The following is a 22,247-nucleotide window of genomic DNA, read 5'->3' as shown; positions in this document are numbered from 1 at the left end:
AAGGCCACGGACCCTAAGGTCTGAAGCCCGTCGATCAACCCCAAGATGTCAGCGGCGCGGAGATTCCGTCGTCGCCGCGGCGGGCGCGGCGTCCAGCGCATCCTTGCTGTCGCCCTCGCGCGCGGCCACCGCCTGGGCGGCCTGGCGCGATCCCTCGTCGAGGACCACCGACTTCACCTCGGCGGGCGCGGCGGCCTGGGAGCCCGCGCAGGCGCCGATGGCCAGCGGACCGCCCAGCGCCACGCCCGTGGCGATCAGCAGGCGCAGGCTCACTGGCTCTTCGGCGCGTTCGCGTCGCCCGCGTCGGTCTTCGGCGAGGTGGCGTCGCCCGCGTCGGTCGCGCCGCCGGGCTCGGCGAGCTGGCCCGCGCCGCCGATGTCGGCGCCGGCGTTGTCGTTGCCGGTGTCGGCGACCGTCCCGTTCGCGGTCGCCGCCGCAGTCCCGGCGTCGCCCGCCGCCGTCGCGCCGTCCGCATTCTGGGGAGAGCGGTCGCAGGCGGCGAGGCTGACGAGACCGGCCGCGGCGAGGATGAGCGCCATCCGCATGAACTTCTCCTGGCTTCGGAATTTCCCTTCAGTCCCCAACACCTGAGCCAAGGCCAAGGTTCCCCTCGCCGCGCCCGCCGGGTTAGAAAAGGCCGCCTCGGGAGGGAAGATGCAGAGACGCAAGGTCGACCGCGCGCAGCGCATGCGCGCCCGCAGGATCTGGTGGGAGCGAAACGGCGCGTTCGTCCGCGGCGCCCTCGTGGGCAGCGTCGTCACCGCCCTCGCCGCCTGGCTGCTCCAGTCGCTGACCTGACGCGCCGTCAGCGCCAGGACCGCGGAGCATCGGAACGTCGGCGCGAGCGGAGGACTCTACGCAAGGACAGCATGCCGAAGCCCGCCGCCTCAGCCTTGATCCTCGCCGCCGTCCTGGCTCTTCCCGCTCGGGCCGACGCTCCGCTCACCGAGGCGGACGCCCGGGCGCTGGTCGCCCGGCAGGCCGCGCGCCTGAACGCCGGCGACCTCGACGGCTACTTGGCCACCTTCGCGCCCAGCGCCGTCTTCACCCAGCAGGCGCTCGGGTCGAACAACCAGCTGATCCCCTACGGCCAGGCGACCGTGCGTCAGGCGCGGGACCAGCTCGGCCGGACGCTCGCGAAGTCGCAGGTCCGCGAGGCGGTGGAGGTGCGCAAGGTGGCGATCGGCGCCGCCGGCCGCGGCGGTGCGCTCCAGGCCTTCGTCCGCACCCGCGTGACCACCGCAGGCCGCATACGCGAGAGCTGCGCCGAGCGGCTGTCCACCTTCGCGCGGATCGGCGGCGGCCTTCGCGTCCTCGCCCAGACCGACACCCTGGTCCGCTGCCGCCGGCCCGCATAAGCTTCGGCCATGATGATCCGCCGCGCCCTGCTGGGCCTCGCCGCCGCCCTCGCCGTCTCCGCCGCCAGCACGGCCCAGGACGCTGCGCCCAAGCCCAATCCCAAGGTCCGCATCGACACCGCGGAGGGCGCGATCGTCCTCGAGCTCTATGCCGACAAGGCGCCCAAGACCGTCGCCAACTACCTGAAGTACGTCGACCGCAGCCTGTTCGACGGGGCGAGCTTCTACCGGGCTTCGAAGCCGCCGGGCTACGCCGCCAACGACTACGGCGTGATCCAGGGCGGCCTGCAGAATGATCCCAAGAAGGTGCTGCCGCCCGTCGCCCACGAGCCCACTACCCAGACCGGGATCAAGCATACCAACGGCGTGATCTCCATGGGCCGGCACGCGCCGGGCACGGCCCAGGCCGACTGGTTCATCGTCATCGGCGACCAGGATTACCTCGACGCCGATCCCAAGGATCCGAAGAAGACTCCTGGCTTCGCCGCCTTCGGCCGTGTGGTCGAGGGCCTGGACGTGGCCCAGAAGATCCTCGGCCTTCCGGTCGATCCGAAGGCCGGCGTCGGCGCCATGAAGGGCGAGATGCTGGTGAAACCGGTGCGCATCCGCAGCGTACGCCGGGTGGGCTGAGGCGGTCATGCCCAGCCGCCTGGTCGTCGGCCGCGACGTTCCCTGGGTGACCGCCTGGAGCGGCGAGGAGCACCTCGGCGTCCATCGCTGCCCCTCGGTCGGCGGCCGGCTGGCGGTGGATCAGGCCGAGCGGCCAGGCGAGGGCCGCCCGCTCTATTCTCGCAACCACCTGGTCCGCCAGCGCCGCTCGGTGGCCGAGATGCTCTGCCCGATGTGCGGCAAGCCGACCAGGGGCGCCGACCGCGTCACCCTGACGGGCAGGCGCACCACCGCCGGCGCCCTGCGGGCCCGCGGCCTCGGCGCGCTGCTGCCGCCGGGACTGGACGACGCCAGCCGCCTGCTCGACGCCGGCGCCATCGCGCCGCTGCACCGGGCCTGCGCCGAGCGCTCGCACCGCCTGTGCCCGCATCTGGCGGGCCTGCCCGAGGCCCGGCCGCTCGCGTTCCCCGGATCGTGGATCGTGCTCCCGCTGATGATCGCGGCCCGCCCAACGGAAAACGACGCCCACGGCCTGGCCGTAAGCGTCGTCAGTTTCCTTCAGCTTGTGGGCCTGGGCTGAGGCTCTATTCGCCGGCGGCCGGCGCCTTGGCGGGAGCGGCCTCGGCCTTCTTGCCCTTGGCTTTGCCGCCGGCCTTGGCCGCGCCGGCTTCGGCCTTGGCCTTCTCGGCGGCGGCTTCGGCGGCCGCCTGCTCCTCGGCCCGGGCGCCGCCCAGGATGCCCGGGAGGGCGTAGTTCCCCTCGTGGCAGGCGTATTCGAAGATCCGCCCGGCCAGCGGCGCGAACTCGTACTCGCCGCCCCACGGCTTCTCCCAGATCGTCGGGTCGTCGACCGTGAACTGGTAGTGCAGGCGGCTCTTGCCCACGCGGGTGAAGCGCTCGGTGACCTTCAGGTTCTCCCACGATCCGGCGAACTGCTGGCTCTTCGGGATGTTGGTGGTCTCGACGACCAGGGTGTCGCCCTCCCACCAGCCGATGGAGTCGCCGAAGTAGGGCCGCACGCCGTCCGTCCGGTGCTTGGCGTTCAGTCGGATGACCCGCAGGTCGTGGTTCATCTCGACCTGGATCACGACGGTGTCCGGGGTTTGGATGAACTCGTAGTTGTTGTTGTAGAAGCCGTTCGGGAACATCGGCGGGCCGCCGTTCCGACCGAAGCCGATGATGCAGCGCTCGCCCATGGAGCGGGTCTCATAGCTGTCAAACGAGCCCATCCCGCCACGGCCGCCGCCGAAGCCCGGCACGGGCGGGGCGCCCTGCTTGCGCGGCGGGAACTGTCCGTTCGGCGTCGTCAGCAGCGAGGTCCTCGGCTCGCCGTTCACCCGCATGACGCTGTGGCCCGGATCCAGCCAACCCCGGTCGTAGCCGCCCACGTCGCCCCCGGCGGCGGCGAATTCGGGACGCAGGTTCGAGCTCTCGCGGCGGGCTTCGGCCGGGGCGTTCGGATCGGTCGGCTGGTTGCCCTCCTCCACCTCCTGCTCGGCCTGAGCCTCCATCTTCTTCACCTCTTCCGGGGTGAAGACGAGCCGGTCGCCGTACTGCGCGCGCCGCGTCATCGGCGTCATGGTGTTGTTGGTCCAGAAGCCGGCGATGTCCGGCTGGCCGAACGCATTGCGCGGCGCCTTGTAAGCGGCCTTCGCAGCCTTCGCCGGCTCGGCCGCCGAGGCGGCGGTCGCCGTCAGCGCCAACGGCGCCACACAGAGGGCGGTGCCCAGGAACAGGATGGCGGCGCGTTTCACGTTTCAGCTCCCCGATGTCTTTTCCGCATGTCGCGGCTTCGTTCATACCGAACTTACGATTCCGGAACGTTGCTCGCAATCTCAAGAGTGTTTCACGGGAGCAACTGTCGGGGTTCCGACGTTATGACGGCGAGGGACCGGCTCCGCAGGGGGATCGAGAAGCCGCATGCGCGCACGCGACGTCAGGGCCATCCTATTCTGCGCCGTCACGACCCTGATCCTGCTGATCGGGTCCTATGTGCTGTTGCAGAGCGCCCTGATCAGCCTGGCGCTCGCCGCCGGCTGGCTGGCCTGGCTGCTGACCCGCCCGCGGATGCAGCGCGTCATTCGTCGCCTGCGGGGCGAACCGGACTGGAACGGCTACTTCCGGAACGACTAGGCTTCGGATCGCGCCCAGGCCTCGCCCGCCTGCAGCGCCTCGCATTCCACGCCGTCCAGGCGGACGGCGGTGAGCACGCCGGTCCGGTAGGCGCCGGTATCGACGCCCAGGCGGTGTTCGCCGAGCCGCGGCCGCTCGTCCAGCCAGGTATGGCCGTGGACGATCACCTTCTCATGCGGGCCGACGGCGTCGAGGAAGCCTTCGCGGATCCAGAGCAGGTCCTGTTCCGTCTGCTGGGCCAAGGCCGCGCCAGGGCGCACGCCGGCATGGACGAAGGCGTAGTCGCCCACCGCCACCATCAGCTCCAGGCGCTGCAGCAGCAGCAGGTGTCCCGCCGGCATCCGTTGCAGGAGCTCGTCGCGGGCGCGCAGGACGGCGAGCGGTCCTTCCTCGCCTGTCGGTGGCGCGACCCCGTAGGCCTGCAGCGTCTCGGCCCCGCCCCAGCGCAGCCACGCCGCGTTCGCCTCGGGCGCGTCCAGGAAGGCCAGCATGGCCTGTTCGTGGTTGCCCTTGAGCAGCCGCACCTCAAGGTCCGGCCGACGCCTCAGCCAGATCAGCGCCTCCAGCACCTTCGCCGACTCCGGACCGCGGTCCACGTAGTCGCCGAGGAAGATCAGGATCGGCCGCCGCCCTCGCGCCCTTGCGGCGGAGTCCGCGGCGATCTTCGCCAGCAGGGTCTTCATCAGGTCGTAGCAGCCGTGGACATCGCCCACGGCATAGACCAGCTCGCCGTCCGTGCCGGGCTTCACGTGCGCGCCCCCGAAAGACGATCGAGGTCGCGGGCCATGGCGCGATAGCCGTAGATCACCTTGGCCGGTTGGTCGTCGGCGCGGTAGCGCAGGCTGGCCCAGCGGCTGCGGTAGTCCACCAGGGTGCTGCGCGGCACGCCGGCGCGCACGGCGCGGCTGTAGGCGGCGCGGAGGTTTCGGTCGGCCGCCATCACGGCCGGATAGGCGCAGCGCGCCTCGGCCGAACGGGTCAGTCCGTTGCAAGGGTAGCGGCCGGAGCTGGCCCGGGTGGTCTCCCGGCGCTCGGCCTTCGCCGCCGCGCGTCGCGTCGGTCGGGGTTCGGGGTCGGCGACCGCGGCAGCTTTCGGCTCCGCCGTCGCGACGGGCTGAGGCGCGGGCGCGGTGACGGACGGCGGCGGCGTCACGGGCGGCACGTCGATCCTGGCGACCTGCTGCGGAGCAGGCGCGGCGGCAAGCTTGGCCTCGGCTTCGGGCGCGAGCTTCCCGGGCCGCGCGATCGCGGCGCCCAGCGCCAGCCCGACCAGGGCCGTGGCCGCAAGCGCCCCGATGCGCGCCGGCCGCCGCTCGCGCGCGCCTTCTCCCGCGGCGGCGATGCTGCGCACGCGGCCGCCCGCGCGCCCGCCTCCACCCTGCGGGGCGGATCGGAAGATCTCCTCCAGGTCGCCCGAGACGCTGCGTGGACGTCCTGGATCGGGCCAGGCCGCGTTGTCGTTCATGCGTGCTCCATCCGCATGTCGAATTACTCCGGACAGAGGAATGACTTCAGCGAAGGTTCGATCCCGCCGCGCCACAATTCCGTCGAAGCTTGAGCGTGGCGTGTAGCCGGGACTGGAGATCGCCATGACGCCGATGGCCCTTGCCGCCGCCCTGAGCCTGTTGGCGCCAGCCGCCGCCCTAGGCCAGGTGTCGCCGGACGCCGCCCGCGTGCTCGCGCAGGCCAGGTCGGCGAGCGGCGGCGCCGCCTGGGACCGCCTGACCGGATCGTGGGAGCGCGGGACGCACGGGCCTGTGCGGTACGAGACCGCCCTCGACTTCCGACGCCTCGCGTTTCGTTTCGAGAACACGGTGGCTGGCCAGGTGCGGGTGCATGCTTTCGACGGCGAACAGGTCTGGGACGCCGCACCCGGCCAGGCGCCGAAGGTCTCCCGAGATCCGGAGGCGGTGCGTGAGGCGATCACCACCGCCTACGTCAGCAACAACGGCCACTTCTTTCCGCAGCGCTTTCCCTCGCGCGCCGTGCTGAGGATCGGGGTCGACCCCGCCTTCGACGTCGTGGAGATCGAACCCGCCGGCGGTCGCGCCTTCGAGCTGTGGTTCGATCGCAAGACCGCCTTGCCGCGCGGATCGTCGACCGCGGCGCCCAGCCGGTCACGGTGGAGCTCTCCGACTATCGGCAGGTCGGCCCGGTGAAGGTCGCCTTCCGGGCGGTCGTGAAGACGCCCGACGGGGCGGTGGTGGACAACGGCGTCGTCGAAGCCGTCGAGCACCGCGACGTCCCCGCCGAGGCTTTCGAGCCGCCGGCTCAGCCGTAGCGCGTCGGGGCGAGGTGGCCGATCCGCCGTTCACACGCCTTCAGCACCTTGCGCGCCGCGCGCAGCCCGCCTGTCGCCGAAGCCCGATGCACGGCCTGGTCGACGAGCACGTCTCGGCTGAGCGATTTGGCGAGCCGGTACTGCTTTACGAACTCGGGATAGCGGCGCAGCCAGTTGTACACCGTCCCCACGCTAGGCATCGCGGGGTCGCGGCAGATCGACTGCAGGCTTTCGGCCATGACCAGCCGGTCGCAGATCGCATCCACCATCGTCTGCGAATAGCCGTCCGGCCATGGCGGAATGGGCTTGAAGCCGCGCGCCCGCCGCGCCTCGGCCTTCGCCGCCCGCTTGGCTTCGTCCCGGCGGGCCTGCACCGCCAGGCTTCTGGCGCGCGCCACCCGATTGGCGACGTCCATCAGTTCGTCGAACTCCGGTCGCGCCCTGCGCCAGTTCCAGACGGTCTTTTCCGTGGGCATGGCCGGGTCGCTTCGACAAAGCGACCGCAGGCTTTCGCCCGCCGCGACCCGCTCGACGATACGGGCGGCCACGTCCCAGTCGAACTTCGAGGCGTAGATGCCGGGCGGCGCCGCTTGCGGGGCCAGGGTGCGCACGGCCTGGGGGCGATCCGTATGAGCCATGTCAGCAGAGTAGCGCATCGGATCGTTGAGAACAAATTAAGAACATCTCTATCTCGGGCTTGGAAGAGCGTGCTCTTCCGATCGAATGTCAGTAGCTGTTGGGTTCATGGCCAGCATGTCGGATCTCTCTGGCGCAGCTCCGCGCCCCAACAACCTGATCGGCGTCGCCATCCTGTTGGGCTTCCTGGCGCTCGGCGTGGGGCTCGTCACCACCGGATCGGCCGCAACGCTCGGGCCGCTCACGTTCGGCTTCGTGATGCTGGGCTGGGTCCTGGCGGTTATGGCGCACGAGTTCGGCCACGCCGCCGTCGCGTATCTCGCCGGCGACACCACGGTTCGCGACAAAGGCTATCTCGCCTTCGATCCGCGCCGCTACGGCGACCTCGGGACCAGCTTGGTGATCCCCCTGATCGCCTTGGCGTTGGGCGGCATCGGCTTCCCCGGCGGGGCGGTCTATCTGCGCCATGACCTGATGCGCAGCCCCGCCTGGCGAGCGGCGGCCTCGCTGGCCGGCCCGGCCGCGACGCTGGTCATGCTGGTCCTGCTGGCGCTGGTCTCGCGGGCCGCCTGGCCCGCGCCGCTGGCGGAGGCGCTGGCGCTGCTCGCCTTCCTGCAGGCCACGGCCCTGATCCTGAACCTGCTGCCGATCCCCGGCCTCGACGGCTTCAACGCCATCCGGCCCTTCCTGCCGGGGCGCTGGGACCCGGCGCTGCGCAAGGCCGAGGGCGTGTCGATGATCCTGCTGATCGTCGCCCTCCTGCTGCTGCCGGGCGTCGGCGGCGCGTTCTTCGGCTTCGCGGCCGACATCGCCGCAGCATTCGGCGTCTCGCGCATCGACATCGTCCGCGGCTTCGACAGCTTCCAGTTCTGGCGCTGATCATCTTTCGGCAAGCATTCGCCGGTTAGCTGCGGCATGCTGGAACAGACGATGAACGCGATTCGACCCGTCCGCATCTTGGGCCTCGACCCGGGCCTCCGCCGCACCGGCTGGGGCGTCGTGGCCTGCGAGGGCGCGCGCCTGATCCACGTCGCCCACGGGGTCATCGCCCCGAAGGACACCCTCCCCTTCGCCGAGCGGCTGCTCTGCCTGCTCTCCGGCATCGAGGCGGTGATCGCCGAACACGGGCCCGACGAGGCGGCGGTCGAGGAGACATTCATGAACGACAATGCGCGCTCGGCCCTGAAGCTCGGCCACGCCCGGGCGATGGCGCTGGTGGCGCCGGCCCGCGCCGGTCTGCCCGTGGCGGAGTACGCGGCCACCGTGGTGAAGAAGGCCGTGGTCGGCACGGGCGGGGCCGACAAGTCCCAGGTCGGCTGGATGATCGCGCGCCTGCTGCCAACCGCCGGCAAGACCACCGCAGACGCCGCCGACGCGCTCGCCGTCGCCATCGCCCATGCTCACGCCCGCACCACACGGCGCGTCGCCTGACGCTTCGACGATTCCCCTCCGCACGCCTGCGCGTTACTTCAGCGGGAACGCATGCCGAACGTGATTCGCCCCCTCTCTGAACTGGAGCGCACGCCGTGATCGGACGCCTGCGCGGCATCGTCGCCGAGGTCGGCGAGGAAGAGGCCCTGATCGACGTCATGGGCGTGGGCTATGTGGTGCGCTGCGGCTCGCGCACGCTGTCGCGCCTGCCGGCGATCGGCGAGGAAACCGTCGTGCACGTGGAGAGCGTGTTCGGCGAGCAGACCGGCGTCACCCTCTACGGCTTCCTGGGCCGCGACGAACGTAGAGCCTTCGTCATCCTGCGCACCATCCAGGGCGTGGGCCCGAAGGCGGCGCTGTCGGTGCTGGACGTGCTGTCGCCGCCGGAGCTCGCCGCCGCGGTCGCCCGCGAGGACAAGGCCGCCGTCGCCCGCGCCAACGGCGTGGGACCCAAGCTCGCCCAGCGGATCGTCGTCGAGCTGAAGGACAAGCCGATCTCCGACGGCCCCGTCGCCGCCTTCCATGCCCAGATCTCGCCGGCCCAGCCCGCCCAGCCCTCGGCGGCCGGTGAAGCCGTCGCCGCGCTAATGGGCCTGGGCATCGCCGAGCCGCAGGCGCGCCGGGTGGTCGAAGGCGCCGCGCTCCGCCTCGGGGAAGACGCCGAGCCGCCGGCCCTGATCAAGGCCGCCCTGCAGGAGCTCGGCCGATGACGCGGCTCGTGTCCGGCGAACCCGGGACGTTCGAGCCGGCCGACCGCGCCCTGCGCCCCCAGACGCTCGCCGAATTCGTCGGGCAGCAGCAGGCCAAGGCCAACCTCTCGGTCTTCATCGACGCCGCCCGCAACCGCGGCGAGGCGCTGGACCACGTGCTGCTGTTCGGGCCGCCCGGCCTCGGCAAGACCACGCTCGCCCAGATCGTCGCCCGCGAGCTGGGCGTGAACTTCCGCGCCACCTCCGGCCCGGTCCTGGCCAAGGCCGGAGACCTCGCCGCCATCCTGACCAACCTCGAACCGCGCGATGTCCTCTTCATCGACGAGATCCACCGCCTCGCGGCCAATGTGGAGGAGATCCTGTATCCGGCGATGGAGGACCACGTCCTGGATCTGGTGATCGGCGAGGGCCCGTCGGCGCGGTCAGTGCGCATCGACCTCGCGCCCTTCACCCTGGTGGCCGCGACCACCCGCGCCGGCCTGCTGGCCACCCCGCTGCGCGACCGTTTCGGCATCCCGATCCGGTTGGAGTTCTATACCCACGACGAGCTCACCCACGTGCTGCTGGGCGCCGCCCGCAAGATGGGAGCGCCTCTGGACGAGAGCGGCGCTCGCGAGATCGCCGCCCGGGCCCGCGGCACGCCGCGCGTCGCCGGCCGGCTGCTGCGCCGGGTCCGCGACTTCGCCTCGGCCGACGGTGCGGCGGTGATCGATCGCAAGGCCGCCGCCGCCGCGCTCGCGCGCCTGGACGTCGACGAGTTCGGGCTGGATGCGCTGGACCGCCGCTACCTGCGCGCCCTGATCGAGAACTACGCCGGCGGCCCGGCTGGGGTGGAGACGCTCGCCTACGCCATCGCCGAGGCGCGCGACGCCGTCGAGGACGTCATCGAGCCGTTCCTGCTGCAGCAGGGCTTCATCCAGCGCACGCCGCGCGGCCGCGTCGCCTGCGCCAAGGCTTACGAGCACCTGGGCCTCCAGGCCCCCAGAGGAGCGGCCCCGCCGGCCGACCTGTTCGACAAATGAGCGCGAGGGTCGAGACGGAACCGTCCGCCGGCTGGCTGGAAGGCCGCGAACACGTCCTGCCGGTCCGCATCTACTACGAGGACACCGACTTCACCGGCGTGGTCTATCACGCCAACTACCTGCGCTATTTCGAACGCGGCCGGAGCGATTTCCTGCGGGTGTGCGGCATCGGCCACAAGGCGCTCGCCGAGTTGCCCGAGCCGGCCGCATTCGCGGTCACCCACATGGCCATCGACTTCAAGCGCGCCGCGCGGATCGATGACGCGCTCACCGTCCGCACCACCTACGACGCGGTAAAGGGCCCGAGGCTCTTCGTCAGCCAGCGGATCCTGCGAGGCGAGGAGCTCATCGCCGAGGCCCGGGTCGAGGCCGCCTGCATCGATCTGGCCGGCCGCGCGCGGCGTCCGCCGCCCGGTCTCGTCGACCGGCTCAAGCCGCTGTTTTCAGCGCCATAAGTTCGCCACCGAACCCCGCCAAGCACCCTCGTTCGACCCCAAGAGAAGGACCGCGATGGACCCGGCCGCCGTCACTCCCGAAAGCTTCAACGCCGTCCACCTGTTCATGCAGGCCGACTGGGTCGTGAAGCTGGTCATGATCGGCCTCGCCGCGGCCTCGCTGTGGTCCTGGACCATCATCCTCGACAAGCTGTTCCGCTTCTCGGCCCTGAACCGCGAGGCGACGAAGTTCGAGGACCAGGTCGCCTCCGGCCGCAGCCTGGAGGACGTCGCCGCCGAGGCCGGCGAGCGGCCCCGCCACGCCCTGCCGCGCATGCTCCAGGGCGCCCTGAAGGAATGGCGCGACGCCCGCCAGAAGGGCCAGATCAGCGAGGGCCAGGTGGCCTTCCTCATCCAGCGCATCGACCGCCACCTGGACGCCACCATCGCCCGCGAAAGCGCCCGCGTCGAAAGCGGCCTCGGCGCGCTCGCCATCGTCGCCACCGCCTCGCCGTTCGTCGGCCTGTTCGGCACCGTCTGGGGGATCATGAACTCCTTCCAGGCCATCGCCATCCAGAAGAACACCTCCCTGGCGATCGTCGCGCCTTCGATCGCCGAGGCGCTGTTCGCCACCGCCATCGGCCTCGCGGCCGCGATTCCCGCTTACATTGCATTTAATGCCTTCTCTACTTCCGCGGGTAAATATACGGCGCGGCTGGAAGGCTTCGCCGACGACCTCTCCACCGCCATCCAGCGCCGCCTGGCGGAGCGGGCGTAGAAATGGCGCTGTCGGCCAACGACGCCTTCGCCGCGGGCGGGGCCAAGCGCCGCCGCCGCTACGGCCGCGGCCGCCGCGGTGCGCTGTCGGAGATCAACGTCACGCCCCTCGTCGACGTGATGCTGGTGCTGCTGATCGTCTTCATGATCTCCGCCCCGCTACTCACCGCCGGCGTCCCCGTCGAACTGCCGAAGACCGAGGCGGGCGCCATGCAGGACCAGCCCGAGCCGGTCACCATCTCCATCCGCGCCGACGGCGGCATCTACATCGGCGAGGACCCGGTCCCGCTCGCCACCCTGGCGCCCCGCCTCCAGGCGATGACAGAGGGCGACACCAAGCGGCCGATCTACGTCCGCGCCGACGGCCGCGCGACCTACGCCATCGTGGCCCAGGTCATGGCCTCGCTCTCCACCTCGGGCTTCTCCACCATCAATCTGATCACCGACACGGGCGGCCCCTCCTCCGGCATCGAGGAGCCCGCGAACCCGTGAGGCGTATGGAGGTCTCTCCGGCGGCCATCGGCTCGCTCGCGTTGCACGCGGGCGTGGCCGCCGCGCTGATGATCTCCTGGGGCGCCCGGGACCTGAAAGTCGGCGCGGTCACGCCGGTGACCATCGTCTCCAGCGCCCCCGATTTCGACACCCGGCCGGCGATCGAGGGCCCGACCGAACAGACGGCGCTTGCCGAAACGCCGGTCCCGGACGCCCCGGCCACGCCGGAGGTCCCTGTCCCGCAGCCCCAGCCCGCGCCGCCCACCCCGCCGCAGCCGACGCCCAGGACTACCCCGACGCCCAAGGCCGCCCCGCCGACGCCGGCACCGAAGGCTGCGCCCACGCCCAAGCCGCCTCCAAAGCCCTCCTCGAAGGCGGCCGACGCCAGCCAGGACTTCTTCGCGAGCCTGGAGCAGACCCTCTCGAAGTCGCGCCCCGCGGGCGGCCGCCCCTCGCCGGCCCCCAAGGGGCAGAACCGGGCCGAGACTTCGACCACGCCGCGCAACACGGCGGGCTCGGGCCTCGCGGCCGGCGCCGACATGCAGGGCCTGGTGCAGGAGCTCCAGCGCCGCTGGAATCCCAACTGCGAGGTGGAAGGCGGCCGCGACGTCGTCGTCCGCGTCGTCTTCAACATCGGCTCGGGCGGCCAGCTCGTCGGCCAGGTCGCGTCCGAGATCCGCGGACCGCGAACGCCCGTCGCCCAGGCCTCCGCCGAGCGCGCCGAGCGCGCCGTCTATGCCGCTTCGCCCTTCCGCGGCCTGTCGCGCGACTACTATGGTCAGCGCATCGCCGTGAACTTCAACGCCCGGGAAGCCTGCGCCTCACGATGACCAGAACCGTCCGGAACCTCGCCATGCGCCCCTTGATGATGTTGTTGGCCTGTCTCTTCGCCGTCAGCCTGGCCGCGCCGGCCGCGCGGGCCGAGATCGAGGTCAACGTCAACCGCGGCGACGTCCAGCCGCTGCCGATCGCGGTGCCGGCGTTCGGCGGCCAGCAGGGCGCCGATATCGCCCAGGTGATCAGCGCGAACCTGCAGCGCTCGGGCCTGTTCCGGCCGCTGGACCCGGCCGGGTTCGTCGAGCGCGACATCAACATCGCGGTACAGCCGCAGTTCGCCTCCTGGAAGCAGATCAGCGCCCAGGCGCTGGTGAACGGTCAGGTGACGGTGGAAGGCGGCCGCCTGCGCGTCGACTTCCGCCTGTGGGACGTCTATGCCGAGCAGCAGCTCCTCGGACTGCAGTTCACCTCCAGCCCCGAGAACTGGCGGCGCGTCGCCCATAAGATCTCGGACGCGGTCTATGAACGGCTGACCGGCGAGAAGGGCTATTTCGACACCCGGGTCGTGTTCGTCGCCGAAAGCGGCCCGCGCGCCAAGAGGGTCAAGCGGCTGGCGATCATGGACCAGGACGGCGCCAACCCCAGCTACCTCACCGACGGCTCGTACATCGTGATGACGCCGCGCTTCTCCTCGAACAGCCAGGAGATCACCTACATGTCGCTGCGCCCCGAAGGCTCGGCGATCTACCTGTTCAACCTGGACAGCGGCCGGCGCGAGAGCCTTGGCAGCTTCCAGGGCATGGTGTTCGCGCCGCGCTTCTCCCCCGATGGCGGGCGTGTGGCGTTCTCGGTCGAGCGCGGCGGCAACAGCGACATCTACGTCATGAGCCTTGCGAACCGCGCCTCGACCCGGTTGACGTCCGACCCATCCATCGACACCTCGCCGTCCTTCTCGCCCGACGGCGCCCGCATCGTCTTTAACTCCGACCGGTCAGGCTCGCCGCAGCTCTATGTGATGGGGTCCGATGGGGCGAACCCGCGCCGGATTTCGTTCGGTCAGGGCCGCTACACCACCCCCGTCTGGAGCCCGACCGGCGAGTTCATCGCCTTCACCAAGCAGGCGGGCGGCCAGTTCCACATCGGCGTCATGCGCCCCGACGGCTCGGACGAGCGCCTGCTCACCTCCAGCTATCTGGACGAGGGGCCCACCTGGGCGCCCAATGGGCGTGTGCTGATGTTCTCGCGCGAAACGGCGGGCGGGGCGCCCCGGCTGTGGAGCGTCGATGTGACGGGCCGGGTGCTGCAGCCCATGCCCTATCCCGGATCCGGGTCCGACCCGGCCTGGTCGCCGCTGCTGAACTAGCTTGCGCCCAAATCCCGCCCGATAGACGCTGACTATGAAACCCGAACACAAGACACGAGGAGACCTAAGGATGCTGGGAAGCGTGAACAGGAGCACGGCGGTTCGCCTGGCGCTCATCGGCGTGGCCGCCGTCTCCATGGCCGCCTGCTCGAGCCGGCCGAAGCCGCAGTTCAACACGACGCCGCCCGCCACGACGCCTCCGCCGGCCTCGCAAGGCGCCGATACGCCGCCGCCGGTCTCGCAAGGCCCGCTGGCCGCCACTCCGGGCTCGGCCCAGGACTTCGTCGTCAACGTCGGCGACCGCGTCTACTTCGATCTCGACAGCCACGATGTCCGTGACGACGCCCGTGCGCTGCTCGATGCTCAAGCCGACTGGCTCCGCCGCTACAACAGCGTCCGGGTCCGCATCGAAGGCAACGCCGACGAACGCGGCACGCGCGAGTACAACCTGGCCCTGGGCGCCCGGCGGGCCAACGCCGTCCGCGACTACCTGGTCTCGCGCGGCGTCACCAGCGACCGCATCTCGACCATCTCCTTCGGCAAGGAACAGCCCCTCGACCCGGGCGCCAGCGAGGAGGCCTATCAGAAGAACCGCAACGCCCGCACCGCCATCGTGAGCGGCGCGCGCTAAGGACCGCCCGATGCCGCGTAGCCGTTTCGTCCTTCCCCTGCTGGCGTTCGCCGTCCTCTCGACGACGGCTCCAGCGATCGCCCAGACACCTCTTCCGGCCACGCCGGAAGCGGACCCGCTGGACGCCCGCGACGCCAAGCGGGTGGAGCGGATGGAGAAGGTCGTCCGCGAGCTGCGCGGCATCGTCTTCCAGATGCGCGACACGGGCAAACCCGTGGTCGTGCAGCCGGCCGACACCGACGCCCGGATGGAGGAGCTCTCCAGCCGCATCGCCGATCTGGAGCAGACGCTGCGGCGGCTGAACGGCTCGCTGGAGACCGCCACCTTCGAGCTCGAGCAGTCCAAGCGCGAGAACGCCACGCTGAAGACCCAGGTGCAGGGGCTGTCCGACAAGCTCACCGCCCTGGAGCAGGCGGCGCCACCCGCCGCTCCGGCGGACACGGCCGCGGGCGCGCCTGCCGCCCCGACGGGCAATCCCACCGAAGCGTTCGCCAAGGCGCGCCAGCTGATGCTCGCGGGCGATTACGACGGCGCCGAACAGGCCTTCGCCGGCTTCGTCGAAGCCTACCCTGAGCACCAGCGGACGCCGGAGGCGCGCTACTGGTGGGGCAAGACCCTGTCGGTCCGCGGCGCCCACGCCGACGCCGCCTCGGCCTATCTCACCTCGGTCAAGGGCTGGCCGCAGACCAGCTGGGCTCCCGACGCGGTGGTCGAACTCGCCCGCTCCCTCGTCGCCCTGAAGAAGCCCCAGGACGCCTGTCGCACGCTGGCCGAGCTGCCCAAGCGCTACCCGAAGGCGCCGGCCAACATCACCAGCCGCGCCGCCTCGACCCGAACCCAGGCGAAGTGCGCGGCCTAGGCCTCCAGGGGCTCGAAACCGCGAGCCTGCGGGATCTCGGCGACGCCGCCCGCGAGGTCATGGACCGCCGACTGCGCCCAAAGGGCGGCCGCCCCATCGTCGTGGCGTTCTCCGGCGGCGGAGATTCCCTCGCCCTGCTTCTGATCGCCCAGGTCTGGGCGGCCCGCACCCGGCGGCCGCTGATGGCGCTGACCGTCGACCATGGCCTCAGTGCGGAGAGCGAGCGATGGGTCGATGCGTGCGCCCGCGCGGCAGGGCGCCTGGACGTAGGCTTCCGGGCGCTCGTCTGGGAGGGTGCGAAGCCGGCAGTCGGGCTGCCGGCGGCCGCGCGCGCCGCCCGTCATAAGCTCCTCGCCGAGGCCGCCCGCCAGCTCGGCGCGCGCGTCATCCTGATGGGCCACACCGCCGACGACGTGCTGGAGGCGCGGCTGATGCGTGAGGCCGGTGCCTCGACGCCCACTCCGTTCGAGTGGGCGCCCTCGCCCGCGTGGCCGGACGGGCGAGGCTTGTTCCTCCTGCGGCCGCTGCTGACGGCCCGCCGTGCAGCCATCCGCACCTGGCTCGCACGCCGCGGCGAGAGCTGGATCGACGATCCCGCCAATGCGGATGCGCGCTTCGCCCGTCCGCGGGTGCGCGCCCTGGCTGCGTCGCGAGCGGCTGAGCCGCAATCTCAGCCCCCCGCCCTGGCCCTTGCCGAAACTGCGGTGGAGGAGGCGGGGGCCTTCAGCATCCCGGCCGCGGCCTTGCGCGCGGCCTCGCGCGCCGAGGTCGAGCGCCTGCTCGCCCTGACGTGCGTGTGCGCAGGCGGCCGATCCCGGCTCCCAACGGCCGCCAGGGTGCGGGCCTTGGCTGATCGAGTAATGGGCGACGCGGCGTCGGTCGCGACCCTTGCCGGCGCGCGCGTAGAGGTTTCGGCGGACCGAGTGCTGATCTGCCGCGAACCGGGCGAGGCCGCACGCGGCGGCCTAGGCGCCCAGCCCCTGCCGCCGGGGGCGCCGATCGTCTGGGATGGCCGCTTCCAGCTCAAGGCGATCTCCGAGGGCCTCGCTGTGCGCCGGCTGGCCGGACTGTCGCGGCGGCTCCCGCCCGCCCAGCAGGCGGCCCTGCTGGCGCTGCCGCCAGCGGTTCGCGCCGGGTTGCCGGTCATCGTCGCCCCGGACGGCGGCGTCGCCTGCCCGGTTCTGGAAGAGGTCCCTGGCGTGAAGATCAAGCCGCTCGTCCGCAAGCGGCTGCGCGCTGCGGCGGGACTCGTCAGCCGCGAGCCCGACTAGCCGCCAACACGTGCTCGACGCCGCGCACAATGGCGTCGGCGTAACGGGGGCCCAGCAGGTTGGCATGGTTGCAGCGCGCCACGTGGTCGATGTGGCCGAACCGGGAGCGCCTAGCCGGTGTCTCCTGTATCGCCTTGAGCGGTTTGCGCGTGTGAGCCGCGCCGGCCGTCACGACGGCCACCGGCAGATCCTCTGACAGCTCGCCCGCGCCGGCGAGCGCCGAAGTCGCCGGCCACTGCAGCACCTCCGCCGCCGCCCAACGGGCGTGACCTGCCGAGGCGTGGATGCGCCGCTTCTCGGGCGCGGCCTCGCCGGTGAGTCCGATCAGGTTGCCGCTGACGAGGGAGACCGGCCGCATGAGGCCGAACTTTCCGGCCAACCCGGCCAGCCGCAGGAGCTGGCCGAAGGCGGCGACGGCGACGGGCGCACCGGGAAGCTCCAGGGCGTCCGGCGTCACCGCGTCCACGAGCACCAGGCCGGAAACCCGGCCCGGTCGGCTGAGGGCGAACAGCCGCGAACTCAGTCCGCCCATCGAGTGGCCGACGAGCACGAAGGGCGCCGTCTCGCCGACCGCGTCCAGCAGCGCGGCAAGGTCGGCGTTGGCGGCGCGACCGTCCCGCGGCTCTGGTCCCGCCTCGGAGTGCCCCATGCCGGCGCGGTCGTAGGCCAGACTGCGCAGGCCCTTGGCCGCCAGCTTGTCCTGCACCACCGCCCAGTCCGCCGCACAGCCGAAGGCTCCGTGCTCGCAGACGACGAGGGGGCCGCCGGACGGCCCCGTCCGCACGGCGCGAAGGCGGCGGCCGCCGATGTCGATGAGATCTCCCCGCATGCCCGACCTATGCGACCCCGCAGGCCCCGCGTCGAGCATCAGGAGGAGATCTGGGCCCGCGGGCGGCCATCCTCGCTCGTGGGCAGCACCTTCAGGCCTTCGAAGCGCTCGACGGCCACGGCGTTGCGGGCGGCGCTCGCCGCGTCCAGCGCCACGGCGGCCGGCGCATTGCCGGTCTTCTCGGCGAGGCGGACGGCCTTGGCCATTTCCTCGCGCTCGAGCTTGGCTTGCATCAGCGCCCGCTTACTCTTGGGGATCATCGAGACGTGCGCGACCCGGACGGTCCGGCCGAAACGCTGCGCCTTGCGCAGCGGCAGATCGTCAGCCTCGGCAAACTCCCGTCCCAGGAACAGGGTCGGATTGAGCGGCCGGTCGCGACGGTCCCGGATCTCGAAGTGCAGGTGCGGCCCCGTCGAAGTCCCGGACGAGCCGATCTTGCCTACGGGATCGCCGGCCTTCAGCGCCAGTCCGGGCCGGATGTGATCCGCCACGCCGCCCATGTGCGCATAGAAGCTGGTCAGGCCTTCCGCGTGCTTCAGCGCGACGTAGCGGCCATAGGTCGAGCTCTGGCCCGCCTCGACCACCACTCCGTCCGCCGCAGCGCGCACGGCTTCTCCGAAGTCGGCCTGGATGTCGACGCCGGCATGCAGCCGGCCGCCCTCCTCCCAGGGAAGCTGCCGCAGCCCGAAGGGAGAAACGACGACGCGGCCCGGCACCGGATCGCGGAAGGCGATAAGCACCGGCGGTTGTTCCGGCTGCGCCGGGATGGGGGCTGAAACGGGGATCGCCGTCCGCACCGGCGCCGGCGCTTCGGGCCGCGCCGCATGCGCCAAGGTGATCGCGCCCAGCGCCGCGATCCCGCCCAGAGCGGCGTCCAGCAGCCAATGCCGCGCGCGCCCGTCCTGGGCCAAGCTCAGGTCCGTCAATACGTCAACTCCACCTAGCGCCGAGGATCTCGACAGGACCGCCCCGACCCGGACAGCCAAGCTTCGGCAGAACCCAACCGCGAAAGGCGTGGTTAACTGGCGGGCCTTCTAGGCAAAAACAGGGCGTCCCACAAACCGATCTTCGTCAGCCTGCCGACCATGCCCGGTGAGTTGAGGGGGCGGCGGAACCCGACTGTCATGCGACAGTCGAGTCCACCCGCGTCGCGCCTCCTAGAACTGGAAGCGGACCGTCGCCCTGACGTCGTATTCCTTGTAGTCGCTTTCGAAGGTGCCGCCGCCGTCGAGGGCGAAGAGCACCTTCTCCGAGCCACCGCGAATGCCAAGACGCGCCACGAGGCCGCCGTCGAACACCTGCTCCGCGTCGAGCACGAACGGCGCGTCCGCGCCGAAGCGGGCGGTCGTCTCGCCCGGATTGCCGGCCAGGCGCTGACGCCAACCCACCTTCAGTTCCGGCGCCCAGTAGACCTCGTCGCCGAACTTGAAGCCGACGGCCAGCGCCGCCTGGCCGGTGAGCAGGTCGCCCTTGCGGTCGTCGACGGTCAGGTCAAAGCCCGCGCCGCCGCCGCTTTCGGTGTAGCCCTTCTCGCTCAGGCGCAGGTAGTCGAGCGCGAGTTCCGGACGGGCGTAGAAGGCGCCCATCTCCACCGTGTAGGAGGCGCCGGCATGGGCGTCGACGATCCAGCCGGTCCAGTCCGCTTCACTGCGCAGGTCGAGGCCCGAGCCCACCAGCCGCCGGTCGCCGTCGAACCAGACATAGCCGAGGCCCAGGCGGGCGTCGGCGTGCAGGCCTCCGGTGTCGAAGCGCCAGTAGCCGCCGCCGTTCAGGACGTTCATCGAGACCTGCTCGCCGGCCGCCGCGCCGCGGTCGCGGTATTCGGTGGCCACGAAGGCGCCGGTGAGGCCCAGCGCGTTCACCTCGCCCAGCAGGTCGACGCCGCCCGCCAGGCCGAAGCCCTGGGACTTGAAGCCGTTCGCGTCGGTGCGGTCGCGGCGGATCTCGAACAGGATCTCCTGCGCCCAGACGCCCATGCCGGACGTCCGGTCGATCACCATCGGCTGCGCCGTCGCCGACGAGATCGCCGACGAAATCGCCGCCGCCGACATGATCGATCCCCCCGAGTGGTCGGGCAGCATCTGATCGTACAGGTCCAGGAAACCGGCCTGGGTGGTCTGGGCCAGGAAGGCCTGCTCGATGGCGTCGTTGGTGTCGAGCGAGTCGAACACCGCGGCATAGGCCTGGCCGCCGGAGCGGTTCAGGCCGAGTTCGGCGGCCGTCTTGGGACGGATGTCCATGTAAAGCGCGCCGGCCGACGGATCGCTGCGCAGCGCCGCCTGGTAGAGGTAGGGCGCGCCCGCGAGGCTCGTGCCGGTCTGGGCCACCTGCAGACTCTGGGCCTGCAGGATCTGGTACGAGTGCGAGCCGCGCACCAGCGACTTCAGCTGCACGTCGACCTGCGCCCCCGAGGCGAAGGCCGCCGCGCCGGCGACGTTGAAGCGCGTCGCCTGTCCGGCCTGCTCGTCGATGCTCACCGCCAGCACGCCCTTGGCGCCGACGTTGAGCGCGGTCAGCGAGATGGCCTCGGTGTTGCTGACCGTCAGGCGACCGTTCCGGACGTCGAGGGCGAGCTGGCCGTCGGCGTCGGTCAGGCGGCCGGCAGCGGTGGCCCCGCCGTCGATGATCAGCGTGTCGGCGCCTGCGCCGAAGCTCATCGCGCCCGTCAGCGTGCCGCCGAGAACCTCCAGCCGGTCGGCGCCCGAGCCGAACAGCACGTCGCCGACGATCTGCGGCGCGTCCTCGGTCGCGACCTTGGCCTGCCGCACCACGGAGCCCAGGGCGTTCGCCGAGAGGTCCATGGCGATGGTGCGTCCGGTTGCCGTCTCGCCCGTCTTGGGCGTGACCGTCGCGCGGATCACGCCTGAGTTCTCGACGAAGGCGAGGTTGCCGGACAGGTCGACGATCGCCCGCGCATCCTGCTTGCCGCCCACCTGGTCGGCGGCGATCGTGCCGGTGTTCCGAATGGTGGGGACCGAGGCGCCAGCGTTCATCAGCACGCCGGTGACCTGAGCGCCGTAGGCCTTCGCCGTAATGGCGGCCTTGGCGTTGTAGAGGCCGCCTTGGATGGTCGTGGTCCCACCGCCGGCCTGGCCGATGCGGACGGCCGTGGCCGAAACCCCATCGTTCACGCCGTCGGCGACGACCTGACCCCGGTTCACGATGCCGTAGCCGAGCTCGCCGGTCCCGACGCGGCCGAAGGTTGTGGCCGTGGCGCCCCCGATATCCAGCGCGGGCGCAGAGCCGGACGAGGCGATCTGCGCCGTGGCCTCCAGCGAATCCTCGACGCCGTCGTCGTCCTCATCCTTGTCGTCGGCGCTCGCATCCGTCGGCGGACGGTCCAGCAGCAGACCCTTGGCGACGCTGCCGGTGATGCGGACCGCCGCCCCGCCCTGTTTCAGATCGTCGGCGTCCAGCTTGGCGCGCGTCGCGTCGTCGTTGACGCGGATCGTGGAACGGTAGCCGGTGGCGCTGACGCCGTTCTGCAGCACGATGCCGCCGCCCACGTCGCCCAGCGAGATGGCGGTCGAGCCCTCGCCCTTCACGGCGACGGCTCCGGTGATCCGCACGTCTCCACTGACCGAGGTGGCGGCCACGCCCGTGCTCCGGTCGCCCACGACCGAGATCGAGCCCGAGCTGGTCAGCGATCCCGTGAGGCCCGTCTCCAGCGAGATGCCCGCCGAATCGTTGCCCTCGATGTTGATCGAGCCCTGATTGATCACGTTGCCCGTAAAGACGCCGGGCCCGGTGGCCCGGATGCCGAAGCGGCCTGAGCCCTGCGCGAACGGGCCGTCGATGTCGCCGTCGTTGTCGGTGTCGGTGGGGTTGTAGTCTTCCGACAGGTCGATCGTGGCCGCGTTGGTCAGGTTGCCCGACTTGCCCCCCACCAGCAGCACGCCCGTGGCGTTGTTCACGCCGGTGAAGCCGATCACGCCCGAGTTCTTGACGTCATGGGCGGAGTCCATCGTCACGGCAGCGCCTGAGGCGGTCGGCTTGATGGACCCATTGGCTTCGATCAGCAGGGAGTCCGGCTGGCCGTTTGCCAGGGTGGACGTCCGGACCGGTGCGGTGGTCGCCGTCGAGATCTTGGTCTCGGCGTGGGCGCCCGCAGCATGGAGCAGCGGCAGCACCGCCGCGGACACGAACAAACGCTTCATCGCTTCCCCGTTTTCGAGCGCTGTGATAGCCGGGTGACGAGCGGCTATACATTGTGTACTAATTTGTTTCGGAAAAACTGTAGTAGTCCGCTCCCGCGCCGCCTGCAAGGGCCGTGAGGGCCGCAAGGGACCCCTGATGCCGAGACCCGCAACCGACCCTGTCAAGGCCGCCCAGATCAAGGTCCTGCGTCAGCAGGCCGGCCGCTGGTTGAAGGCGGCGCGTGAGACCGCCGGGCTAACACAGGCTGAACTGGCGGAGAAGGTGGGGCTGCGCTACTACACCTTCGTGTCGCAGGTGGAGAGTGGGTTGGGCCGGCTCCCCATCGAGACGCAGGCGGCGTGGGCCGTGGCCCTGGGACTTGATCCCAGCGAGTTCGCCAAGACCCTGCTCCGCTACTACGAACCCGAGCTCTTCCGGCTGCTGTTCGAGGCTGAGGCGGCGCAGGGTCGCGCCACCGCCTGACCGGCCCTACCAGG

29 protein-coding genes are annotated in these 22,247 nt (G+C 71.3%); 20 read left to right on the top strand and 9 right to left on the bottom strand.

Translation table 11 applies throughout. The features are described from left to right. Positions 1–48: 48 nt before the first annotated feature. Together ACO2Q0_RS10705 and ACO2Q0_RS10700 are read right to left on the bottom strand one after the other, a co-directional pair. Positions 49–273, bottom strand: coding sequence for a hypothetical protein (locus ACO2Q0_RS10705; protein ID WP_423351473.1), 225 nt, complete (start codon positions 271–273; stop codon positions 49–51). Continuing rightward, positions 270–545 (bottom strand): hypothetical protein, encoded by a 276-nt coding sequence (locus tag ACO2Q0_RS10700; RefSeq protein WP_423351472.1) that lies wholly within the window; start codon positions 543–545, stop codon positions 270–272. The genes ACO2Q0_RS10705 and ACO2Q0_RS10700 overlap by 4 nt, the downstream gene beginning before the upstream one ends. A gap of 109 nt (positions 546–654) precedes the next feature. Here ACO2Q0_RS10700 and ACO2Q0_RS10695 point away from each other — a divergent pair, with 109 nt between their 5' ends. From ACO2Q0_RS10695 to ACO2Q0_RS10680, 4 genes are all read left to right on the top strand, one after another. Continuing rightward, a complete protein-coding gene (locus ACO2Q0_RS10695; protein ID WP_423351471.1) occupies positions 655–798 on the top strand; it encodes a hypothetical protein in 144 nt (47 codons plus the stop codon). Between the two features lie 71 nt (positions 799–869). Continuing rightward, positions 870–1,358, top strand: a complete 489-nt coding sequence (locus ACO2Q0_RS10690; RefSeq protein WP_423351470.1) for a hypothetical protein — start codon at positions 870–872, stop codon at positions 1,356–1,358. Positions 1,359–1,367: 9 nt separating this feature from the next. Beyond that, the gene (locus tag ACO2Q0_RS10685) at positions 1,368–1,988 is read left to right on the top strand and encodes a peptidylprolyl isomerase (RefSeq protein ID WP_423351469.1); all 621 of its coding nucleotides are present in this window, start codon (positions 1,368–1,370) and stop codon (positions 1,986–1,988) included. Between the two features lie 7 nt (positions 1,989–1,995). Beyond that, complete coding sequence (locus ACO2Q0_RS10680; RefSeq protein WP_423351468.1) at positions 1,996–2,547, top strand: hypothetical protein; 552 nt, start codon at positions 1,996–1,998, stop codon at positions 2,545–2,547. Between the two features lie 4 nt (positions 2,548–2,551). Here the strand turns inward: ACO2Q0_RS10680 and ACO2Q0_RS10675 are convergent, their stop codons facing one another. Continuing rightward, on the bottom strand, positions 2,552–3,721 hold the full coding sequence (locus ACO2Q0_RS10675; protein WP_423351467.1) for a hypothetical protein: 1,170 nt from the start codon (positions 3,719–3,721) through the stop codon (positions 2,552–2,554). Positions 3,722–3,887: 166 nt separating this feature from the next. Here ACO2Q0_RS10675 and ACO2Q0_RS10670 point away from each other — a divergent pair, with 166 nt between their 5' ends. Beyond that, positions 3,888–4,100, top strand: coding sequence for a hypothetical protein (locus ACO2Q0_RS10670; protein ID WP_423351466.1), 213 nt, complete (start codon positions 3,888–3,890; stop codon positions 4,098–4,100). Here ACO2Q0_RS10670 and ACO2Q0_RS10665 read toward each other — a convergent pair. Continuing rightward, positions 4,097–4,849, bottom strand: a complete 753-nt coding sequence (locus ACO2Q0_RS10665; RefSeq protein ID WP_423351465.1) for a metallophosphoesterase family protein — start codon at positions 4,847–4,849, stop codon at positions 4,097–4,099. The genes ACO2Q0_RS10670 and ACO2Q0_RS10665 overlap by 4 nt on opposite strands. Next, entirely contained in the window at positions 4,846–5,565 is a 720-nt protein-coding gene (locus ACO2Q0_RS10660; protein WP_423351464.1) for a hypothetical protein, read from the bottom strand. The genes ACO2Q0_RS10665 and ACO2Q0_RS10660 overlap by 4 nt, the downstream gene beginning before the upstream one ends. 124 nt (positions 5,566–5,689) lie before the next feature. Between ACO2Q0_RS10660 and ACO2Q0_RS10655 the strand changes: the two genes are divergently transcribed. Together ACO2Q0_RS10655 and ACO2Q0_RS10650 are read left to right on the top strand one after the other, a co-directional pair. Then, complete coding sequence (locus ACO2Q0_RS10655; protein ID WP_423351463.1) at positions 5,690–6,259, top strand: hypothetical protein; 570 nt, start codon at positions 5,690–5,692, stop codon at positions 6,257–6,259. Further along, the gene (locus ACO2Q0_RS10650) at positions 6,223–6,381 is read left to right on the top strand and encodes a hypothetical protein (protein ID WP_423351462.1); all 159 of its coding nucleotides are present in this window, start codon (positions 6,223–6,225) and stop codon (positions 6,379–6,381) included. The genes ACO2Q0_RS10655 and ACO2Q0_RS10650 overlap by 37 nt, the downstream gene beginning before the upstream one ends. Here the strand turns inward: ACO2Q0_RS10650 and ACO2Q0_RS10645 are convergent. Then, positions 6,372–7,019, bottom strand: a complete 648-nt coding sequence (locus ACO2Q0_RS10645) for a hypothetical protein (RefSeq protein WP_423351461.1) — start codon at positions 7,017–7,019, stop codon at positions 6,372–6,374. The genes ACO2Q0_RS10650 and ACO2Q0_RS10645 overlap by 10 nt on opposite strands. A gap of 115 nt (positions 7,020–7,134) precedes the next feature. On the opposite strand from ACO2Q0_RS10645, the gene ACO2Q0_RS10640 reads away from it, so the two are divergent. The 12 genes from ACO2Q0_RS10640 to tilS all read left to right on the top strand — a co-directional run bounded on the left by ACO2Q0_RS10640 (position 7,135) and on the right by tilS (position 16,784). Next, a complete protein-coding gene (locus ACO2Q0_RS10640) occupies positions 7,135–7,896 on the top strand; it encodes a site-2 protease family protein (protein ID WP_423351460.1) in 762 nt (253 codons plus the stop codon). 51 nt (positions 7,897–7,947) lie between these two features. Further along, a complete protein-coding gene (gene ruvC / locus ACO2Q0_RS10635) occupies positions 7,948–8,448 on the top strand; it encodes a crossover junction endodeoxyribonuclease RuvC (RefSeq protein ID WP_423351459.1) in 501 nt (166 codons plus the stop codon). A gap of 95 nt (positions 8,449–8,543) precedes the next feature. Continuing rightward, a complete protein-coding gene (gene ruvA / locus ACO2Q0_RS10630) occupies positions 8,544–9,158 on the top strand; it encodes a Holliday junction branch migration protein RuvA (protein ID WP_423351458.1) in 615 nt (204 codons plus the stop codon). Next, on the top strand, positions 9,155–10,180 hold the full coding sequence (gene ruvB, locus ACO2Q0_RS10625) for a Holliday junction branch migration DNA helicase RuvB (RefSeq protein ID WP_423351457.1): 1,026 nt from the start codon (positions 9,155–9,157) through the stop codon (positions 10,178–10,180). The genes ruvA and ruvB overlap by 4 nt, the downstream gene beginning before the upstream one ends. Beyond that, positions 10,177–10,635, top strand: coding sequence for a tol-pal system-associated acyl-CoA thioesterase (ybgC, locus tag ACO2Q0_RS10620; protein ID WP_423351456.1), 459 nt, complete (start codon positions 10,177–10,179; stop codon positions 10,633–10,635). The genes ruvB and ybgC overlap by 4 nt, the downstream gene beginning before the upstream one ends. Positions 10,636–10,690: 55 nt before the next feature. Continuing rightward, on the top strand, positions 10,691–11,392 hold the full coding sequence (gene tolQ / locus ACO2Q0_RS10615; protein WP_423351455.1) for a protein TolQ: 702 nt from the start codon (positions 10,691–10,693) through the stop codon (positions 11,390–11,392). 2 nt (positions 11,393–11,394) lie between these two features. Then, complete coding sequence (locus ACO2Q0_RS10610) at positions 11,395–11,883, top strand: ExbD/TolR family protein (RefSeq protein WP_423351454.1); 489 nt, start codon at positions 11,395–11,397, stop codon at positions 11,881–11,883. A gap of 5 nt (positions 11,884–11,888) precedes the next feature. Further along, positions 11,889–12,713, top strand: coding sequence for an energy transducer TonB (locus tag ACO2Q0_RS10605; RefSeq protein WP_423351603.1), 825 nt, complete (start codon positions 11,889–11,891; stop codon positions 12,711–12,713). Between the two features lie 23 nt (positions 12,714–12,736). Beyond that, positions 12,737–14,023 carry a Tol-Pal system beta propeller repeat protein TolB gene (tolB, locus tag ACO2Q0_RS10600; RefSeq protein ID WP_423351602.1) on the top strand — a complete coding sequence of 429 codons (1,287 nt, stop codon included), beginning with the start codon at positions 12,737–12,739 and terminating at the stop codon, positions 14,021–14,023. 70 nt (positions 14,024–14,093) lie between these two features. Beyond that, positions 14,094–14,654 (top strand): peptidoglycan-associated lipoprotein Pal, encoded by a 561-nt coding sequence (gene pal / locus ACO2Q0_RS10595; RefSeq protein ID WP_423351453.1) that lies wholly within the window; start codon positions 14,094–14,096, stop codon positions 14,652–14,654. A gap of 10 nt (positions 14,655–14,664) precedes the next feature. Next, on the top strand, positions 14,665–15,513 hold the full coding sequence (gene ybgF, locus ACO2Q0_RS10590) for a tol-pal system protein YbgF (protein WP_423351452.1): 849 nt from the start codon (positions 14,665–14,667) through the stop codon (positions 15,511–15,513). Beyond that, complete coding sequence (tilS, locus tag ACO2Q0_RS10585) at positions 15,501–16,784, top strand: tRNA lysidine(34) synthetase TilS (protein ID WP_423351451.1); 1,284 nt, start codon at positions 15,501–15,503, stop codon at positions 16,782–16,784. Before ybgF ends, tilS begins: the two co-directional genes overlap by 13 nt. Here the strand turns inward: tilS and ACO2Q0_RS10580 are convergent. The 3 genes from ACO2Q0_RS10580 to ACO2Q0_RS10570 all read right to left on the bottom strand — a co-directional run bounded on the left by ACO2Q0_RS10580 (position 16,765) and on the right by ACO2Q0_RS10570 (position 21,770). Beyond that, complete coding sequence (locus ACO2Q0_RS10580) at positions 16,765–17,613, bottom strand: alpha/beta fold hydrolase (protein WP_423351450.1); 849 nt, start codon at positions 17,611–17,613, stop codon at positions 16,765–16,767. The genes tilS and ACO2Q0_RS10580 overlap by 20 nt on opposite strands. Positions 17,614–17,651: 38 nt before the next feature. Further along, the gene (locus ACO2Q0_RS10575) at positions 17,652–18,539 is read right to left on the bottom strand and encodes a M23 family metallopeptidase (RefSeq protein WP_423351449.1); all 888 of its coding nucleotides are present in this window, start codon (positions 18,537–18,539) and stop codon (positions 17,652–17,654) included. A 231-nt stretch (positions 18,540–18,770) separates the two neighbouring features. Continuing rightward, a complete protein-coding gene (locus ACO2Q0_RS10570) occupies positions 18,771–21,770 on the bottom strand; it encodes an autotransporter outer membrane beta-barrel domain-containing protein (protein WP_423351448.1) in 3,000 nt (999 codons plus the stop codon). A gap of 136 nt (positions 21,771–21,906) precedes the next feature. On the opposite strand from ACO2Q0_RS10570, the gene ACO2Q0_RS10565 reads away from it, so the two are divergent. Next, complete coding sequence (locus ACO2Q0_RS10565) at positions 21,907–22,233, top strand: helix-turn-helix domain-containing protein (protein WP_423351447.1); 327 nt, start codon at positions 21,907–21,909, stop codon at positions 22,231–22,233. Positions 22,234–22,247 lie beyond the last annotated feature (14 nt).

Origin of the sequence: Phenylobacterium sp. VNQ135 (assembly GCF_049445735.1) — a bacterium.
Classification (GTDB): domain Bacteria; phylum Pseudomonadota; class Alphaproteobacteria; order Caulobacterales; family Caulobacteraceae; genus Phenylobacterium.
The sequence above is the reverse complement of the archived record's forward strand: the minus strand, read 5'-3'. Positions and strand labels throughout refer to the sequence as shown.

Excerpts from the sequence above, each read along its gene's own strand:
- ACO2Q0_RS10700 (WP_423351472.1), bottom strand. The coding sequence starts at position 545 with ATGCGGATGGCGCTCATCCTCGCCGCGGCCGGTCTCGTCAGCCTCGCC.
- ACO2Q0_RS10695 (WP_423351471.1), top strand. The coding sequence starts at position 655 with ATGCAGAGACGCAAGGTCGACCGCGCGCAGCGCATGCGCGCCCGCAGG.
- ACO2Q0_RS10690 (WP_423351470.1), top strand. The coding sequence starts at position 870 with ATGCCGAAGCCCGCCGCCTCAGCCTTGATCCTCGCCGCCGTCCTGGCT.
- ACO2Q0_RS10685 (WP_423351469.1), top strand. The coding sequence starts at position 1,368 with ATGATGATCCGCCGCGCCCTGCTGGGCCTCGCCGCCGCCCTCGCCGTC.
- ACO2Q0_RS10680 (WP_423351468.1), top strand. The coding sequence starts at position 1,996 with ATGCCCAGCCGCCTGGTCGTCGGCCGCGACGTTCCCTGGGTGACCGCC.
- ACO2Q0_RS10670 (WP_423351466.1), top strand. The coding sequence starts at position 3,888 with ATGCGCGCACGCGACGTCAGGGCCATCCTATTCTGCGCCGTCACGACC.
- ACO2Q0_RS10660 (WP_423351464.1), bottom strand. The coding sequence starts at position 5,565 with ATGAACGACAACGCGGCCTGGCCCGATCCAGGACGTCCACGCAGCGTC.
- ACO2Q0_RS10655 (WP_423351463.1), top strand. The coding sequence starts at position 5,690 with ATGACGCCGATGGCCCTTGCCGCCGCCCTGAGCCTGTTGGCGCCAGCC.
- ACO2Q0_RS10645 (WP_423351461.1), bottom strand. The coding sequence starts at position 7,019 with ATGGCTCATACGGATCGCCCCCAGGCCGTGCGCACCCTGGCCCCGCAA.
- ACO2Q0_RS10640 (WP_423351460.1), top strand. The coding sequence starts at position 7,135 with ATGTCGGATCTCTCTGGCGCAGCTCCGCGCCCCAACAACCTGATCGGC.
- ruvC (WP_423351459.1), top strand. The coding sequence starts at position 7,948 with ATGAACGCGATTCGACCCGTCCGCATCTTGGGCCTCGACCCGGGCCTC.
- ruvB (WP_423351457.1), top strand. The coding sequence starts at position 9,155 with ATGACGCGGCTCGTGTCCGGCGAACCCGGGACGTTCGAGCCGGCCGAC.
- ybgC (WP_423351456.1), top strand. The coding sequence starts at position 10,177 with ATGAGCGCGAGGGTCGAGACGGAACCGTCCGCCGGCTGGCTGGAAGGC.
- tolQ (WP_423351455.1), top strand. The coding sequence starts at position 10,691 with ATGGACCCGGCCGCCGTCACTCCCGAAAGCTTCAACGCCGTCCACCTG.
- ACO2Q0_RS10610 (WP_423351454.1), top strand. The coding sequence starts at position 11,395 with ATGGCGCTGTCGGCCAACGACGCCTTCGCCGCGGGCGGGGCCAAGCGC.
- ACO2Q0_RS10605 (WP_423351603.1), top strand. The coding sequence starts at position 11,889 with ATGGAGGTCTCTCCGGCGGCCATCGGCTCGCTCGCGTTGCACGCGGGC.
- tolB (WP_423351602.1), top strand. The coding sequence starts at position 12,737 with ATGCGCCCCTTGATGATGTTGTTGGCCTGTCTCTTCGCCGTCAGCCTG.
- pal (WP_423351453.1), top strand. The coding sequence starts at position 14,094 with ATGCTGGGAAGCGTGAACAGGAGCACGGCGGTTCGCCTGGCGCTCATC.
- ybgF (WP_423351452.1), top strand. The coding sequence starts at position 14,665 with ATGCCGCGTAGCCGTTTCGTCCTTCCCCTGCTGGCGTTCGCCGTCCTC.
- ACO2Q0_RS10580 (WP_423351450.1), bottom strand. The coding sequence starts at position 17,613 with ATGCGGGGAGATCTCATCGACATCGGCGGCCGCCGCCTTCGCGCCGTG.
- ACO2Q0_RS10570 (WP_423351448.1), bottom strand. The coding sequence starts at position 21,770 with ATGAAGCGTTTGTTCGTGTCCGCGGCGGTGCTGCCGCTGCTCCATGCT.
- ACO2Q0_RS10565 (WP_423351447.1), top strand. The coding sequence starts at position 21,907 with ATGCCGAGACCCGCAACCGACCCTGTCAAGGCCGCCCAGATCAAGGTC.